We start from the raw sequence: 14,842 nt of genomic DNA, 5'->3' as shown, positions 1-14,842 counted from the left end.
ATGTGCATCAACACAGCCATCAAGGCGTCAGCACATGAGAAAGCGAAGGGCACAGACCCTTCGCTTTTTTAAGCATTACGCGCCGACTACGATCGGCCTTGCCAGAGGCGGGACGGCGGCGCTTTTGGGCGCGATGCCGGCTTCGAACTCCGAGCGGAAGTATTTGATTGCGCTGCCCAATGGTTCCACGGCGCCCGGTGCGTGAGCACAGAAGGTCTTGCCTGGGCCGAGGAAGCCGACCAGACCCAGCAGGGTCTCGATATCACCGGCCTGGCCTTCACCGTTCTCGATGGCGCGCAGAAGCTTGACGCTCCATGGCAGGCCGTCGCGGCAAGGGGTGCAGAAGCCGCAGGATTCGCGGGAGAAGAACTCTTCCATGTTGCGCAGCAACGACACCATGTTGACGGTGTTGTCCACCGCCATGGCCAGGCCGGTCCCCATACGGGTGCCCACCTTGGCGATGCCGCCGGCATACATTTGTGCGTCCAGGTGCTCGGGCAACAGGAAGCCGGTACCGGCGCCACCAGGCTGCCAGGCCTTGAGGGTGTAACCGTCGCGCATGCCGCCGGCGTAGTCTTCGAACAGCTCGCGACCGGTGACGCCGAAAGGCAGCTCCCACAGGCCAGGATTCTTGACCTTGCCGGAGAAGCCCATGAGCTTGGTGCCCATGTCTTCACTGCCTTCACGGGCCAACGATTTGTACCAGTCCACGCCGTCGGCGATGATCGCCGGCACGTTGCACAGGGTTTCAACGTTGTTCACGCACGTCGGCTTGCCCCACACGCCCACGGCGGCAGGGAAGGGCGGCTTGGAACGCGGGTTGGCGCGGCGGCCTTCGAGGGAGTTGATCAGTGCGGTTTCTTCACCGCAGATGTAACGCCCGGCGCCGGTGTGCACGAACAGCTCGAAATCAAAACCGCTGCCCAGGATGTTTTTACCCAGCAGGCCAGCGGCCTTGGCTTCTTCCACTGCACGGTTGAGGTGCTTGGCGGCGGTGGTGTATTCGCCCCGCAGGAAGATGTAGCCACGGTAGGTTTTCAGCGCGCGAGCACTGATCAGCATGCCTTCGATCAGCAGATGGGGCAGTTGCTCCATCAGCATGCGGTCTTTCCAGGTGTTGGGCTCCATTTCATCCGCGTTGCACAGCAGGTAGCGGATGTTGATGGATTCGTCCTTGGGCATCAGGCCCCACTTCACACCCGTGGGGAAGCCTGCGCCGCCACGGCCTTTCAAGCCTGCATCTTTCACGGTCTGGACGATGTCGTCCTGGGCCATGTCGGCAAAGGCTTTACGGGCGGCAGCGTAGCCGTTCTTGGCCTGGTACTCGTCGAGCCATACGGCTTCGCCGTCGTCACGCAGGCGCCAGGTCAGCGGGTGAGTCTCGGCCGACCGCTTGATACGGTTGGCAGGACCGAAGGAAGTCAGGGTCATGGGTAGCCCTCGAGCAATTGGGTGACGCCAGCAGGCTGTACGTCACCGAATGTGTCGTCGTCGATCATCAACGCCGGCGCCTTGTCGCAGTTGCCCAGGCAACACACTGGCAGCAGCGTGAAGCGGCCGTCAGCGGTGGTCTGGCCCAGGCCGATGCCCAGCTTGCTCTGGATTTCGCTGACCACGGATTCGTGGCCGCCGATGTAGCAGACCATGCTGTCGCATACGCGAATGATGTGGCGGCCCACCGGCTGGCGGAAGATCTGGCTATAGAACGTCGCCACGCCTTCAACGTCGCTGGCGGGGATGCCCAGCAGCTCGCCGATGGCGTAGAGGGCGCCGTCCGGCACCCAGCCACGTTCCTTCTGGACGATCTTCAAGGCTTCGATCGACGCCGCGCGCGGGTCTTCGTAGTGATGCAGCTCGTGCTCGATGGCCGAGCGCTCGGTTTCACTCAAGGTGAAACGGTCTGTCTGGATAAGCGTGCTATTCATGCTTAGCGGTCCACGTCGGCCATAACGAAATCGATACTACCCAGGTACGCAATCAAGTCCGCGACCATTTCACCTTTGATCACCGAGGGGATCTGCTGCAGGTGCGGGAAGCTTGGGGTACGAATCCGGGTGCGGTAGCTCATGGTGCCGCCATCGCTCGTCAGGTAATAACTGTTGATGCCCTTGGTCGCTTCAATCATCTGGAAGGACTCGTTGGCCGGCATGACCGGGCCCCACGAAACTTGCAGGAAGTGCGTGATCAAGGTCTCGATGTGCTGCAGCGTGCGTTCTTTCGGCGGCGGCGTGGTCAGCGGGTGATCCGCCTTGTACGGGCCAGCCGGCATGTTGCGCATGCACTGCTCGATGATTTTCAGGCTCTGGCGCATTTCTTCGACGCGCACGATGCAACGGTCGTAGGCATCGCCGTTGGCCGCCAGCGGAACTTCAAATTCGAAGTTCTCGTAGCCGGAGTACGGACGCGCCTTGCGCAGGTCGAAATCGCAACCGGTGGAACGCAGGCCAGCACCGGTGACGCCCCATTCCAGGGCTTCTTTGGTGTTGTAGGCGGCGACGCCGATGGTACGACCCTTGAGGATGCTGTTGTCCAGGGCGGCTTTCTGGTACTCGTCCAGACGCTTGGGCATCCAGTCGATGAATTCCTTGACCAGACGCTCCCAGCCGTTCGGCAGGTCGTGTGCGACACCGCCGATGCGGTACCAGGCCGGGTGCAGACGGAAACCGGTGATGGCTTCGATGACCTTGTAGGCGCGCTGACGGTCGGTGAAGGTGAAGAACACCGGGGTCATGGCGCCGACGTCCTGGATATAGGTACCCAGGAACAGCAGGTGGCTGGTGATCCGGAAGAACTCGGCCATCATGATGCGGATGGTATCGACCCGGTCCGGCACCTTGATGCCCGCCAGCTTCTCGACCGAGAGCACGTACGGCAGGTTGTTCATCACGCCGCCGAGGTAGTCGATACGGTCGGTGTACGGGATGAAGCTGTGCCAGGACTGACGCTCGGCCATCTTCTCGGCACCACGGTGGTGGTAACCGACGTCCGGCACGCAGTCGACGATTTCTTCGCCATCCAGTTGCAGGATGATGCGGAAGGCACCGTGAGCCGAAGGGTGGTTCGGGCCCAGGTTGAGGAACATGTAGTCCTCGTTGGTACCGGAGCGTTTCATGCCCCAGTCTTCCGGACGGAAGCGTGCAGCCTCTTCTTCAAGCTGCTGCTTGGCGAGGGTCAGGCTGAATGGGTCGAATTCGGTGGCGCGGGCAGGGAAGTCCTTGCGCAGCGGGTGACCTTCCCAAGTCGGCGGCATCATGATGCGCGACAGGTGCGGGTGGCCCGGGAAGTCGATACCGAACATGTCCCACACTTCACGCTCGTACCAGTTGGCGTTTGGCCAGATACCGGTCACGGTCGGAACGCTCAGGTCGCTCTCGGAGAGGGCCACCTTGATCATCACGTCGCTGTTACGTTCCAGCGACATCAGGTGGTAGAACACGGTGAAATCGGCGCCGCTCGGCAGACCCTGGCGCTTGGTGCGCAGACGCTCGTCCACGCCATGCAGGTCATAGAGCATGACGTACGGCTTGGGCAGGTTACGCAGGAAGCTCAGGACTTCGACGAGCCTGGCACGCGCCACCCACAGCACCGGCATACCGGTGCGTGTGGCCTGGGCGGTGAAGGCGTCAGGGCCAAAACGGTTATTGAGTTCGACGACCACATCCTGGTCGTCTGCCTTATAAGGCGGGATATACAGAGCACTGCCTGTAGTCATGGTTTTTTATCGCTTTCGGTCAACGTAAAGAATGAGGCCAGGTTTTCGTTCTATAAAAGAAGCGGGCTGGATCAGACTTCGTCGGGGCTGCGCAGATTGGTGACTGCGATTCGCTGTTCGCGGCGCTGTTCCTTTTGCGAAGGCATCTCGGCGCGGTACACGCCTTGATCACCGACGACCCAGGAAAGCGGGCGACGCTCCTTGCCAATCGATTCCTGCAATAGCATCAAGCCTTGCAGGAATGCTTCAGGGCGGGGCGGGCAGCCAGGCACGTAGACGTCCACGGGCAGGAACTTGTCCACCCCTTGAACCACGGAGTAGATGTCGTACATGCCACCGGAGTTGGCGCACGAACCCATGGAGATAACCCACTTTGGCTCGAGCATTTGCTCGTAGAGACGCTGAATGATCGGCGCCATCTTGATAAAGCAGGTTCCGGCGATAACCATGAAGTCCGCCTGACGCGGCGATGCCCGGATAACTTCGGCGCCAAAGCGCGCGATGTCGTGGGGCGCCGTGAAGGCGGTGGTCATTTCCACATAGCAGCAGGACAGACCGAAGTTGTACGGCCACAGGGAGTTTTTACGCCCCCAGTTGACCGCGCCATTCAGCACGTCTTCCAGCTTGCCCATGTAGATGTTTTTGTGGACTTGGTCTTCTAACGGATCGGAAACAGTTTCCCGTTCGCCGATGGGGTATTGCTCGTTAGGAGCATCCGGGTCGATCCTGGTGAGATTGTATTGCATCGCCAAAGCCTCATTGTTTCAGCTTCGCTTGCCGCTTGCGACGAGCTTCCGGAGCCCAATCAAGGGCGCCCACTCGAAATAGGTAGACAAGGCCTGCCAACAGAATTGCTATGAAAACGAGAGCTTCGACGAATCCGGTCCAGCCACTTTCGCGGACAGACACAGACCAGGCAAAGAGAAAAAGGGCTTCGATATCGAAGATCACGAAGAGCATCGCGACCAGATAGAATTTGGCTGAGAGCCGCAAGCGGGCGCCACCTGTAGGTAGCATGCCGGACTCGAACGGTTCGTTTTTGCTGCGACCCCAGGCTTTTGACCCCAGGAGGCTGGATACGCCGAGCATGAAGGCGCAAAGGCCGACAACACCGAGGAGGAAAATGGCAAAGCCCCAGTTGTGGGCCATGAGTCCTGTCGCTTCGGGCATGCTGGAAATCCTTAACAGAGAGCAAAGGTCTCTGAGCTTGAAAAAGTAACGATGCAGTGACGATATGTCGCAGCGCAATCAATCGCGGTGATTTTATGGCTAAACACCGGGCAAGTAAAATTCCTGTGGCGAAATTATTCGATGGAATAAGGACATAGTGCACCTTCTTGGGGCTGTGGCCCTTGTGTGGCGGGCATTAGCTTGATTTTCATCAATGATGTTTTGTTTAAGGTGTAACGAAGTTTTGTTGCTTTAAATGATAATGAATATTGTTTGCGAGGATTTTAAGCGGGTGTTGACTGCTTTGCGGGGAAAGTTGTTGTTACTTGCGCGTTTTGGAGCAAGTTGGTGAAGCGGATCTTTTAACCGATTTATCCGAATCAAATACCGCGCTGGATCAATGTTTTGCACAAAGTCTTCAGGCTGCACACATTTCCCAGTGTGGGAGGATTTTCCTGCAGGCAAAAAAACGCCCCGAACCAGTCGGGGCGTGATTGTTGTGCGGCAGTGCGGTTAGGTCTTCCTTGGGGCCGCAATGGCCGTGTACGCGGTGCTTAGTGGAACTGTTCTTCTTCGGTCGAGCCGGTCAGCGCGGTCACGGACGAGGTGCCGCCCTGGATCACGGTGGTCATGTCGTCGAAGTAGCCAGTGCCCACTTCCTGCTGGTGCGCCACGAAGGTGTAACCCTTGGAGGCGTCGGCGAATTCCTGCTCTTGCAGCTTCACGTAGGCAGTCATGTCGTTGCGGGCGTAGTCGTGCGCCAGGTTGAACATGCTGTGCCACATGTTGTGAATGCCGGCCAGGGTGATGAACTGGTGCTTGTAGCCCATGGCGGACAGTTCGCGCTGGAACTTGGCGATGGTCGCGTCGTCCAGGTTCTTCTTCCAGTTGAAAGAAGGCGAGCAGTTGTAGGACAGCAGTTGGTCCGGGTATTCCTTCTTGATCGCCTCAGCGAAGCGACGGGCTTCGTCCAGGTCTGGCTTGGCGGTTTCGCACCAGATCAGGTCGGCATACGGTGCGTAGGCCAGGCCGCGAGCGATAGCCTGGTCGAGACCGGCGCGCACTTTATAGAAGCCTTCCTGGGTACGTTCGCCGGTAACGAATGGCTGGTCGTACGGATCGCAGTCCGAGGTCAGCAAGTCAGCCGCGTTGGCGTCGGTACGGGCCAGGATGATGGTTGGGGTGCCGGCCACGTCAGCTGCCAGACGAGCAGCGGTCAGCTTCTGTACGGCTTCCTGGGTCGGAACCAGTACCTTGCCGCCCATGTGGCCGCATTTTTTCACGGAAGCCAATTGGTCTTCGAAGTGAACGCCGGCAGCGCCGGCCTCGATCATGCTCTTCATCAGCTCGTAGGCGTTCAGTACGCCGCCGAAACCGGCTTCGGCGTCTGCCACGATTGGCGCGAAGTAGTCGATGTAGCCTTCGTCGCCCGGACCTTTACCGGCCTTCCACTGGATCTGGTCGGCGCGACGGAACGAGTTGTTGATGCGCTTGACCACGGTCGGCACGGAATCTACCGGGTACAGCGACTGGTCCGGGTACATCGACTCGGCGGAGTTGTTGTCCGCAGCCACTTGCCAGCCCGACAGGTAGATCGCCTGGATGCCGGCTTTGACTTGTTGCACAGCCTGGCCGCCGGTCAGGGCGCCCATGCAGTTGACGAAATCTTTATCGGGACGGAAGGACGGCTTGGCACCCTGGGTCACCAGGTTCCACAGCTTCTCGGCGCCGAGTTTTGCAAAGGTGTGCTCAGGTTGAACCGAGCCACGCAGGCGGACGACGTCAGCAGCGGAGTAAGCGCGGGTCACGCCTTTCCAGCGTGGGTTTTCAGCCCAGTCTTTTTCAAGGGCTGCAATTTGCTGTTCGCGTGTCAGTGCCATGGGGAAAAACCTCGTCGCGTCTTGGGTGGAAAGTTCCGTTTAGCCGCCGTGCATTCAGTGCATGGGCGTGGCTGCTCGCTGACCAGAAGCTTAGGCGGTCAAGTCAGGTTTGGCGGGGAAGGCGACAGGATGACGAATGGCTCAAGAGGGGAAGGCGAGCGAGGTAAGGGCGGGCTGCGGACAGTCTTCGGGCATCGTGGGCCTTGGTACGGTCAGTCAGTGTATTGCCGGGTTACCTGGTTAGCTTCCGTCCCTCGGGACAACTTCGTTCCAGTCGCAACCTCGTCAAACACACCTTGTGGGCGGTACAGACACGAATCGGCTCAGGTGGGTAGCTTAGAGCGGCGATCCGAAGGCCCTTGCCAGGGCCCCTGATTAGCGGGAGCGAGGCCATCATGCCCATGCTTTTTTGGATCGTCAAATGTTTTGTAGTGCTTTTTTTAAAGCACTACATCTTTAGTCTAATGCGACTTGTCAGTCAGTTTTTGGTGCTTCAGTTCACGGTCTCGACTTTGACCTTCAGGCTCAGGTCGTCCCGGCCCTGAGTAGAGTAGATACGGGTTGTACCGGTTTTGTCGGCCTGAGTCTGGCGATTGACGCCAGCGAGGGTAATCCACTCGCCCAGGCGTCCGCTGACGGTTGTGTCGGTGCTCTGTACGTTCACTACATCGGGACGTTCCTGGCTCATGCGGTCACGATTCGTACTGATGCTCAGGTGAACGGTCTCGCCGGTGACGCTGGCGGTGACGTAGAAGCCTTGGGTGACGTTGCGATACTGGGTCTGGTTTTGCGGGCGGCCATAGGCGTCTGGCTGGGTGGTGGTCAGCGGTACGCTCTGGCCGATCTGGATCAGTGCGGGCACGCCTTCACTGGCCTGGATCTGCTGAATGCCGCCGTCGCGGCTGGTGGTGCCGTAGCTGATGATGCGGGTCTGGCCGTCGCCGCTGTTTTGCTGGTTGTTTTCGTTGGTGTCGACGGTGATCAACAGGCGTTTGGCGGGTGTGTCCAGTTGCGCGAGCAGGGCGCGCAGGCCTTGGATCTTATCTGGATCGGCATTCACGATCAGCTGGTTGCCGTAGGCGCTGACGGTGCCGTCCATGCCGATGAAGTTCTGCGCTACTGGCAATAGGTCGGCGCTGGTGCGGTTGCTCAGGGGGACGACTTCGGTGGCGGCCATCACCGAGAAACTGGCGGCCAGGAGCAGGGTGGTGAGCAGCGTGCGTAGGGACATGTCCGTTATCTCTGCGATTCAAAGAGTGATTCTGCCAGTTTGTCGGCCTGGCGGGTCGCAAGTTGAATCGTAGACGGCAAAAGGCCCTGGCATCGGTGGATGGCAGGGCCTTTTGGGGGTGCGGCTCGGTCTAAAGTCAGCCCTCACGCACCATATCAACATGAGGAATCCCGACTTCCAGGAACTCATCGCTGACAATCTTGAAGCCCAGGCGCTCATAGAACGGCGCAGCGTAGACCTGTGCGCTGAGGAACTGCCTGGCCTGGCCGCGTTTCTCGGCCATGCCAATCACCGCTTCCATCAGCTTGTCGCCAACCTTCAGCCCACGCCAATCTTTGAGCACCGACACGCGGCCAATTTCGCCGCTGGGCAGCAAGCGCGCAGTACCAATCGGAAAATCGCCTTCGAATGCAAGGAAATGCATGGCGTCGGCGTCGTCCGCATCCCACTCCAGCTCAGGTGGAACCGATTGTTCAGCGATAAATACCGCTTCACGAATGCGCCGAATCTCAGCGATATCCTTTTGCCAGTCCGCGACACTTACGTGAATCTTATTCATCGGCAAGTCCCAGGCTTCCTTGCTTGACCAGTTCACAAACCAGGTCGCGGCCATCTTCGTCTGCGAGCCATGCGCCGAGGTTCTCGCTGTGCAGGGCGTCGGCCGAGCACACCAGTTTCAACAGCTCGCGCAGTTTACCTGGCAGGTAACGGCTCTGGCCGCTGGCGAACAGCAGCACGTCGTCGTCCACTTCCGACCAGGCTAGGCGGGCGCTTGGGTTGCGGACCAGAATCGCACCGTTTTCCAGGCTGTTGATGACGTCGTCTTCGCCCAGCTCTTCACCGGCCACCAATTCCGGGTAGCGCGGTTCGGTCATGAACTGGCCGAACCAGGTCAGCAGCATGCGCTCGTCGCTCATGTGTTCGGCCAGCAGGCCTTTGAGGCGGTCGAGTGCGTCGTGCTGAATCTGGTGTGGGTCGCTCACAGGCTGGGCGTCAGCGTCGGTGTAGCGCTCTTCGTCCGTCAGATATTGGCTGAGGAAGTCGGTGAAGTGGGTCAACACTTCAGCGGCGCTCGGGGCGCGAAAACCTACCGAATAGGTCAGGCAGTCATCCACGGCTACGCCGCAGTGGGCCAGGCGTGGCGGCAGATAAAGCATGTCGCCCGGTTCCAGCACCCACTCGGCAGTCTCTTCGAATTCGGCAAGGATGCGCAGGTCGGCGTGTTGCAGCAACGGACTTTCGGCGTTGCACATCTGGCCAATCTTCCAGTTGCGTTTGCCGTGGCCTTGCAGCAGGAACACGTCGTAGTTGTCGAAGTGCGGACCCACGCTGCCACCAGGGGCGGCAAAGCTGATCATCACATCATCGATGCGCCAGCTTGGCAGGAAGCGGAAGTTTTCCAGCAGCTCGGCCACTTCCGGGACGAACTGGTCGACGGCTTGAACCAGCAGGGTCCAGTCACGCTCGGGCAGGGTGCTGAAAGCATCTTCGGCAAATGGGCCGCGGCGCAGTTCCCAAGGGCGTTCGCCGTGCTCGATGATCAGGCGTGACTCGACTTCTTCTTCCAGTGCCAGGCCGGCCAGTTCGTCGGCATCGATCGGGCTTTCGAAATCAGGAATGGCCTGGCGGATCAGCAGCGGTTTTTTCTGCCAGTAGTCGCGCAGGAATTCCCGTGCCGTGATGCCGCCCAGAAGTTGAAGAGGAATATCAGGATTCATGTGTAACCTATTGAAAAAATGCACTTTTCAGACGGGAATAAAAACGCCCGGCGCTGCCGGGCGTCTCAAGGGTCTAGCGGTCGATCAGATGCGTTTGGCTTGTGCTACAGCGTTGCCGATGTAGTTGGCCGGGGTGAGCAGTTTCAGCTCAGCCTTGGCGGCAGCTGGCATATCCAGGCCGTCGATGAACGTTTGCAGGGCGTCGGAGGTGATGCCCTTTCCGCGGGTCAGCTCTTTGAGCTTCTCGTACGGGTTTTCGATGTTGTAGCGACGCATCACGGTCTGGATCGGCTCGGCCAGGACTTCCCAGCAGGCGTCCAGGTCGGCGGCGATTTTCTGTGCGTTGAGTTCCAGCTTGCTGATGCCTTTGAGGCTCGCTTCGTACGCGATCACGCTGTGGGCAAAGCCCACGCCGAGGTTGCGCAGTACGGTGGAGTCGGTCAGGTCGCGCTGCCAGCGGGAGATCGGCAACTTGCTGGCCAGGTGCTGGAACAGGGCGTTGGCGATACCGAGGTTGCCTTCGGAGTTTTCGAAGTCGATCGGGTTGACCTTGTGCGGCATGGTCGACGAACCGATTTCACCGGCAATGGTGCGCTGCTTGAAGTAGCCCAGGGAGATGTAGCCCCAGATATCGCGATCGAAGTCGATCAGGATGGTGTTGAAGCGCGCAATGGCGTCGAACAACTCGGCGATGTAGTCGTGCGGCTCGATCTGCGTGGTGTACGGGTTGAAGCCAAGGCCCAGCTCATCTTCGATGAAGGCGCGGGCGTTTTCTTCCCAGTCGATCTCAGGGTAGGCCGACAGGTGGGCGTTGTAGTTGCCTACGGCGCCGTTGATCTTGCCCAGCAATGGCACGGCAGCGACTTGAGCGATCTGACGCTCCAGGCGGTACACCACGTTGGCCAGTTCTTTACCCAGGGTGGTCGGCGAAGCCGGTTGGCCGTGGGTGCGCGACAGCATCGGTACGTCGGCGAAGCGGACAGCCAGTTCGCGGATGGCGTCGGCGGTCTGGCGCATCAGCGGCAGCATCACATCATCACGGCCTTCGCGCAGCATCAAGGCGTGGGACAGGTTGTTGATGTCCTCGCTGGTGCAGGCAAAGTGGATGAATTCGCTGACCTTGGCCAGTTCCGGCAGCTTGGCCGCTTGCTCTTTGAGCAGGTACTCGATGGCTTTTACGTCGTGGTTGGTGGTGCGCTCGATCTCTTTCACACGCTCGGCGTGCTCCAGAGCAAAGTTTTCCGCCAGGGTGTTGAGCACAGCGTTGGCTTGCGCGGAGAACGCCGGCACTTCGCTGATGGCGGGATGAGCGGCCAGGCGCTGGAGCCAGCGCACTTCAACCAGAACGCGAGCACGGATCAGGCCGTATTCGCTGAAAATAGGGCGCAGGGCCTGGGTTTTGCCGGCGTAGCGGCCGTCAACAGGGGAAACCGCAGTGAGCGAAGAGAGCTGCATGGGGTGTTCTCGGACAGTCGGGCAACGAAATGGGGCGCGTATCATACATGAAAAAATCCGCCGGTCCGTTGCCAACTGACCGGCGTATTACGCGTGAGGCGATGAAAAAGGTTGTCTGCGCGACTTATTCGTTGCGCATCAACGGGTAAAGCTCTTTAAGCAATTTGCGACGGCTGATGACCAGTTGCCAGCGGTGGCCGCCCAGCTGTCGCCACAACCGTGCCGAACGAATACCGGCCAGGAGCAGGGCGCGGATTTTCGAGGCGTTGTTCGGTTGTTGCAGGTTGCGCATGTCGCCGTGGACCTGGATCCGTTGGCGCAAGGTGCTCAAGGTGTCCTGATACAGGGCGCCACAGGCTGCGATCACGTTTTCGTGGGCCGGACCGAAGTGCTCGACCTGGGACTGGATCTGCGGCAGGCGCTTGCCAATGGTCTCCAGCAAGTCATCACGCTTGGCCAGTTGGCGCTCAAGGCCGAGCATCGACAGGGCGTAGCGCAATGGCTCGCGCTGCAGGGTGCTGGGGTCGCGTTCCAGGGCGCCGATCAGGGCGCGATAGCCTTCGCGCAGGGCCAGGTCATCGCCGCCGTAGACTTCAAGGGTGTCCTTGGGGTCACGGATCAGCAAGCTGCCCAGCATGCAGGTCAGGCCGGCCTCGGTGACTTGGCCGGTCTTGGCAATCTTGTCCACCAGCACGGCGGCGAGAAACACGCCGCCCAATGCCGTCAGTTGCTCCTGGGTCGGGCTCATGCCTTGCTGCTCCAGGGCTCGGCAACTTCAATCACGCCGCCCCCCAGGCAAATCTCACCGTCATAGAACACCACTGATTGGCCGGGCGTCACCGCGCGCTGCGGGTCGTCGAAGGTGGCGCGGTAACCGGTGGCGGTTTTTTCCAGGGTGCAAGGCTGGTCGCTTTGGCGATAGCGCACTTTGGCGGTCAGGCGGCGCGGGGTGCTCAGGTCTACCGGGTTGACCCAGTAGATGTCCGAAGCGAGCAGGGCGCGGGAGAACAGATACGGGTGGTCATTGCCCTGGCCAACGATCAGCTCGTTGTGTTCCAGGTCCTTGATCAACACGTACCACGGTTCATCGCCCGCGTCTTTCAAGCCGCCGATACCCAGGCCCTGGCGCTGGCCGATGGTGTGGTACATCAGGCCATGGTGGCGGCCGATGATTTCACCTTCGGTGGTCTTGATTTCGCCCGGTTGTGCGGGCAGGTACTGCTTGAGGAAGTCGCTGAAGCGGCGTTCGCCGATAAAGCAGATCCCGGTGGAATCCTTTTTCTTTGCGGTGGCCAGGCCATGTTTTTCCGCGATTTGGCGCACTTCCGGCTTTTCCAGTTCGCCCACCGGGAACAGGGTCTTGGCGATCTGTTCGCCGCCGACGGCGTGCAGGAAGTAGCTCTGGTCTTTGTTGGCGTCCAGGCCCTTGAGCAGTTCGGTGCGGCCATCGATGTCACGGCGACGCACGTAGTGGCCAGTGGCAATCAGGTCAGCACCGAGGATCATGGCGTAGTCGAGGAACGCCTTGAACTTGATCTCGCGGTTACACAGGATGTCCGGGTTCGGCGTACGGCCGGCCTTGTATTCAGCCAGGAAGTGCTCGAATACGTTGTCCCAGTACTCGGCGGCGAAGTTGGCGGTGTGCAGCTTGATGCCAATTTTGTCGCAGACAGCCTGGGCATCCGCCAAGTCGTCCATGGCGGTGCAATATTCCGTTCCATCGTCTTCTTCCCAGTTCTTCATGAACAGGCCTTCCACCTCATAACCCTGCTCCATCAGCAGGACGGCGGAAACGGAAGAATCCACGCCGCCGGACATGCCGACGATGACGCGCTTCTTTTGTGTGTCAGAAGGGGCTGGATCACGCATAGGATTTCAACGGGTGTCTTTAAAAAGGACGCGATTCTAGCAGGCCCGAGCCTGCAAGGCTAAAGAGAAGGACGGATCAATTCGAGACTGTGGCATTGGCCGGCCAGATAATCGTCGATGCAGCGAATGATCAGCTCACTGCGCCAGTCGTCGCGCAGGGTCATCAGCTCGTCACGGGTCAGCCAGCGGGCGCGGAGGATACCGTCGTCCAACTGATAGTCCGGGTGGTGTTTCAGGGCCTTGGCGATAAAACACACGCGCTGGTAGGTCACGCCGTTGCTGGGGGCGGTGTACAGGTAGATCCCGACGATGCCGGTGGCTTCAACGTCCCAGCCAGTCTCTTCAAGGGTTTCGCGCACGGCGGCTTCGGTCAGCGTTTCATGCGGGTCCAAGTGGCCGGCCGGCTGGTTGAGCACGGCGCGGCCGCCCTTGAGTTCTTCGACCATCAGAAAGCGGCCGTTGTCTTCGACGATGGTGGCGACGGTGATGTGGGGTAGCCAGGTCATGAGAGGCGTCTCGAGGGGGCTGATGGGCAGAGGCGCACATCATACAGGGGCGCCCGCCGGGCGCCCCTGCCAGTTACTTCGCGGCCTTGGTAATGGCGTCGAAGGCGACCATGTCGTCAATCACTTCGCCGCCCGTGGCTTTGGTTTGCGCTTGCCACACGACGATCACCACGTTTTGGGTGGGGTTGATGTAGACAAACTGGCCGAAAATGCCTGCGGCCGTGAAGGCTTTGTCTGCCTTGGAGGCGGCGGTCCATGCGGGCCACCACATGGAGGCAAAGTCACCGTACGCCGGGTCGGCTCCGGTGGTGGCGCTGGCGAAACTCATCCAGCCTTTGGGTAGTACCTGCTTGTCGCCGGCTTTCCCACCGCTAAGTACGAACTGCCCGAAGCGCCCGTAATCTTCAAGTGTTGCGCTGATGCCGCTGCCACCCACTTCGTTGCCGTTGGGGCCGTCGAGCCACCAGTTCGCGTCGGTTTGCATGCCGTACGGCGCCCAGATTTTCTCGCTCAGGTATTGCGCCAGTGGCTTGCCCACGGCGGCACTGACCATTTGCCCCAGCACTTGTGTCTCGCCGGTGCTGTAGTTGGTCCGAGTGCCAGGCGGCGCGGCGCTGGGCAGGCTCGCCATGAACTTGAGGGCAGAGCCAGGCACTTGTTCGGTTTGCAGCTTAAGCATCATTCGCCGGTCTGACGTCGGGTCGGCGTATTTCTCACTCCATTTGACCCCGGAGCGCATTGCCAGGACTTCGCGTACGGTGGCCTGGTCATAACCGCTGCCGGCGAGTGCGGGCAAATAGTGGGTCACTTTGTCATCAAGGCTTTTGATTGAGCCGTCCTGCAGTGCGGCACCCACGAGGGTCGAAGTAATCGATTTGGCCACTGACATCGACATCCATCGAGTGTCCGGTGTGTTGCCTTTTTCGTAGCGTTCAGTAACGACGTGGCCGTCCTTGATCACCAGAAGGCCCGTTACCCGGTTGAGGGTGATGTAGTCGTCGAGGCTATAACGTTTGCCTTCGTAGTCGAATGCAACCGGGCCCAACGGTTGGCTGCGCGGTAGTGGAAGCGGGTGGCCGCCGGCCTTGATGGTGCGCACCGGGAACAGGCGATCGATATTACGGAAGGTGCTGATGGCAGCTTCCTGGCTGAGCTTGCCGTCGTACATGGTCTGCACGTCACCGATTGGCTCCTGTGCATGGGGGTAGGAGTGCGAGGGGCTTGAATGGGTTGCGCAGCCGGTCAGCAAGGCCAGTGCCGAGGAGCAGGCCAGTGCCTGGAAGAGGTTTCTTGGCATGGGA

The 14,842-nt window shown here is 59.9% G+C and carries 14 protein-coding genes; all 14 read right to left on the bottom strand.

Annotated elements, in window-relative coordinates; all coding sequences use genetic code 11:
* Nucleotides 1-75 precede the first annotated feature (75 nt).
* Complete coding sequence (gene nuoF / locus J7E41_RS21700; protein ID WP_214996088.1) at nucleotides 76-1,431, bottom strand: NADH-quinone oxidoreductase subunit NuoF; 1,356 nt, start codon at nucleotides 1,429-1,431, stop codon at nucleotides 76-78.
* Nucleotides 1,428-1,925 (bottom strand): NADH-quinone oxidoreductase subunit NuoE, encoded by a 498-nt coding sequence (nuoE, locus tag J7E41_RS21695; RefSeq protein WP_214996086.1) that lies wholly within the window; start codon nucleotides 1,923-1,925, stop codon nucleotides 1,428-1,430. The genes nuoF and nuoE overlap by 4 nt, the downstream gene beginning before the upstream one ends.
* A 2-nt stretch (nucleotides 1,926-1,927) precedes the next feature.
* Nucleotides 1,928-3,712 (bottom strand): NADH-quinone oxidoreductase subunit C/D, encoded by a 1,785-nt coding sequence (gene nuoC, locus J7E41_RS21690; protein ID WP_214996085.1) that lies wholly within the window; start codon nucleotides 3,710-3,712, stop codon nucleotides 1,928-1,930.
* A 71-nt stretch (nucleotides 3,713-3,783) separates the two neighbouring features.
* Entirely contained in the window at nucleotides 3,784-4,458 is a 675-nt protein-coding gene (locus J7E41_RS21685) for a NuoB/complex I 20 kDa subunit family protein (RefSeq protein ID WP_155583991.1), read from the bottom strand.
* 10 nt (nucleotides 4,459-4,468) lie between these two features.
* A complete protein-coding gene (locus tag J7E41_RS21680) occupies nucleotides 4,469-4,882 on the bottom strand; it encodes an NADH-quinone oxidoreductase subunit A (RefSeq protein WP_003223812.1) in 414 nt (137 codons plus the stop codon).
* Nucleotides 4,883-5,436: 554 nt separating this feature from the next.
* Nucleotides 5,437-6,762 (bottom strand): isocitrate lyase, encoded by a 1,326-nt coding sequence (aceA, locus tag J7E41_RS21675; protein ID WP_010458877.1) that lies wholly within the window; start codon nucleotides 6,760-6,762, stop codon nucleotides 5,437-5,439.
* Between the two features lie 493 nt (nucleotides 6,763-7,255).
* Nucleotides 7,256-7,993 (bottom strand): secretin N-terminal domain-containing protein, encoded by a 738-nt coding sequence (locus J7E41_RS21670; RefSeq protein ID WP_214996083.1) that lies wholly within the window; start codon nucleotides 7,991-7,993, stop codon nucleotides 7,256-7,258.
* A 136-nt stretch (nucleotides 7,994-8,129) separates the two neighbouring features.
* Nucleotides 8,130-8,552 (bottom strand): GNAT family N-acetyltransferase, encoded by a 423-nt coding sequence (locus J7E41_RS21665; RefSeq protein ID WP_214996080.1) that lies wholly within the window; start codon nucleotides 8,550-8,552, stop codon nucleotides 8,130-8,132.
* On the bottom strand, nucleotides 8,545-9,711 hold the full coding sequence (locus J7E41_RS21660) for a cupin domain-containing protein (RefSeq protein WP_214996079.1): 1,167 nt from the start codon (nucleotides 9,709-9,711) through the stop codon (nucleotides 8,545-8,547). Before J7E41_RS21660 ends, J7E41_RS21665 begins: the two co-directional genes overlap by 8 nt.
* An 84-nt stretch (nucleotides 9,712-9,795) precedes the next feature.
* A complete protein-coding gene (purB, locus tag J7E41_RS21655; protein ID WP_214996077.1) occupies nucleotides 9,796-11,166 on the bottom strand; it encodes an adenylosuccinate lyase in 1,371 nt (456 codons plus the stop codon).
* Nucleotides 11,167-11,290: 124 nt separating this feature from the next.
* Nucleotides 11,291-11,914: a high frequency lysogenization protein HflD gene (hflD, locus tag J7E41_RS21650; protein WP_017137510.1), complete on the bottom strand. Its 624-nt coding sequence runs from the start codon at nucleotides 11,912-11,914 to the stop codon at nucleotides 11,291-11,293.
* Nucleotides 11,911-13,035: a tRNA 2-thiouridine(34) synthase MnmA gene (gene mnmA / locus J7E41_RS21645; RefSeq protein WP_214996075.1), complete on the bottom strand. Its 1,125-nt coding sequence runs from the start codon at nucleotides 13,033-13,035 to the stop codon at nucleotides 11,911-11,913. The genes hflD and mnmA overlap by 4 nt, the downstream gene beginning before the upstream one ends.
* Before the next feature lie 59 nt (nucleotides 13,036-13,094).
* The gene (locus J7E41_RS21640) at nucleotides 13,095-13,541 is read right to left on the bottom strand and encodes an NUDIX hydrolase (RefSeq protein WP_214996073.1); all 447 of its coding nucleotides are present in this window, start codon (nucleotides 13,539-13,541) and stop codon (nucleotides 13,095-13,097) included.
* Between the two features lie 73 nt (nucleotides 13,542-13,614).
* Nucleotides 13,615-14,838, bottom strand: coding sequence for a serine hydrolase domain-containing protein (locus J7E41_RS21635; RefSeq protein WP_251029615.1), 1,224 nt, complete (start codon nucleotides 14,836-14,838; stop codon nucleotides 13,615-13,617).
* Nucleotides 14,839-14,842: the final 4 nt, after the last annotated feature.

Source organism: Pseudomonas fluorescens, assembly GCF_018614655.1.
Classification (GTDB): Bacteria; Pseudomonadota; Gammaproteobacteria; order Pseudomonadales; family Pseudomonadaceae; genus Aquipseudomonas; species Aquipseudomonas fluorescens_BX.
This window is presented reverse-complemented; position numbering and strand designations above follow the sequence as displayed.

Coding starts and splice junctions, on each gene's coding strand:
- nuoF (WP_214996088.1), bottom strand. CDS start 1,431: ATGACCCTGACTTCCTTCGGTCCTGCCAACCGTATCAAGCGGTCGGCC.
- nuoE (WP_214996086.1), bottom strand. CDS start 1,925: ATGAATAGCACGCTTATCCAGACAGACCGTTTCACCTTGAGTGAAACC.
- nuoC (WP_214996085.1), bottom strand. CDS start 3,712: ATGACTACAGGCAGTGCTCTGTATATCCCGCCTTATAAGGCAGACGAC.
- J7E41_RS21685 (WP_155583991.1), bottom strand. CDS start 4,458: ATGCAATACAATCTCACCAGGATCGACCCGGATGCTCCTAACGAGCAA.
- J7E41_RS21680 (WP_003223812.1), bottom strand. CDS start 4,882: ATGCCCGAAGCGACAGGACTCATGGCCCACAACTGGGGCTTTGCCATT.
- aceA (WP_010458877.1), bottom strand. CDS start 6,762: ATGGCACTGACACGCGAACAGCAAATTGCAGCCCTTGAAAAAGACTGG.
- J7E41_RS21670 (WP_214996083.1), bottom strand. CDS start 7,993: ATGTCCCTACGCACGCTGCTCACCACCCTGCTCCTGGCCGCCAGTTTC.
- J7E41_RS21665 (WP_214996080.1), bottom strand. CDS start 8,552: ATGAATAAGATTCACGTAAGTGTCGCGGACTGGCAAAAGGATATCGCT.
- J7E41_RS21660 (WP_214996079.1), bottom strand. CDS start 9,711: ATGAATCCTGATATTCCTCTTCAACTTCTGGGCGGCATCACGGCACGG.
- purB (WP_214996077.1), bottom strand. CDS start 11,166: ATGCAGCTCTCTTCGCTCACTGCGGTTTCCCCTGTTGACGGCCGCTAC.
- hflD (WP_017137510.1), bottom strand. CDS start 11,914: ATGAGCCCGACCCAGGAGCAACTGACGGCATTGGGCGGCGTGTTTCTC.
- mnmA (WP_214996075.1), bottom strand. CDS start 13,035: ATGCGTGATCCAGCCCCTTCTGACACACAAAAGAAGCGCGTCATCGTC.
- J7E41_RS21640 (WP_214996073.1), bottom strand. CDS start 13,541: ATGACCTGGCTACCCCACATCACCGTCGCCACCATCGTCGAAGACAAC.
- J7E41_RS21635 (WP_251029615.1), bottom strand. CDS start 14,838: ATGCCAAGAAACCTCTTCCAGGCACTGGCCTGCTCCTCGGCACTGGCC.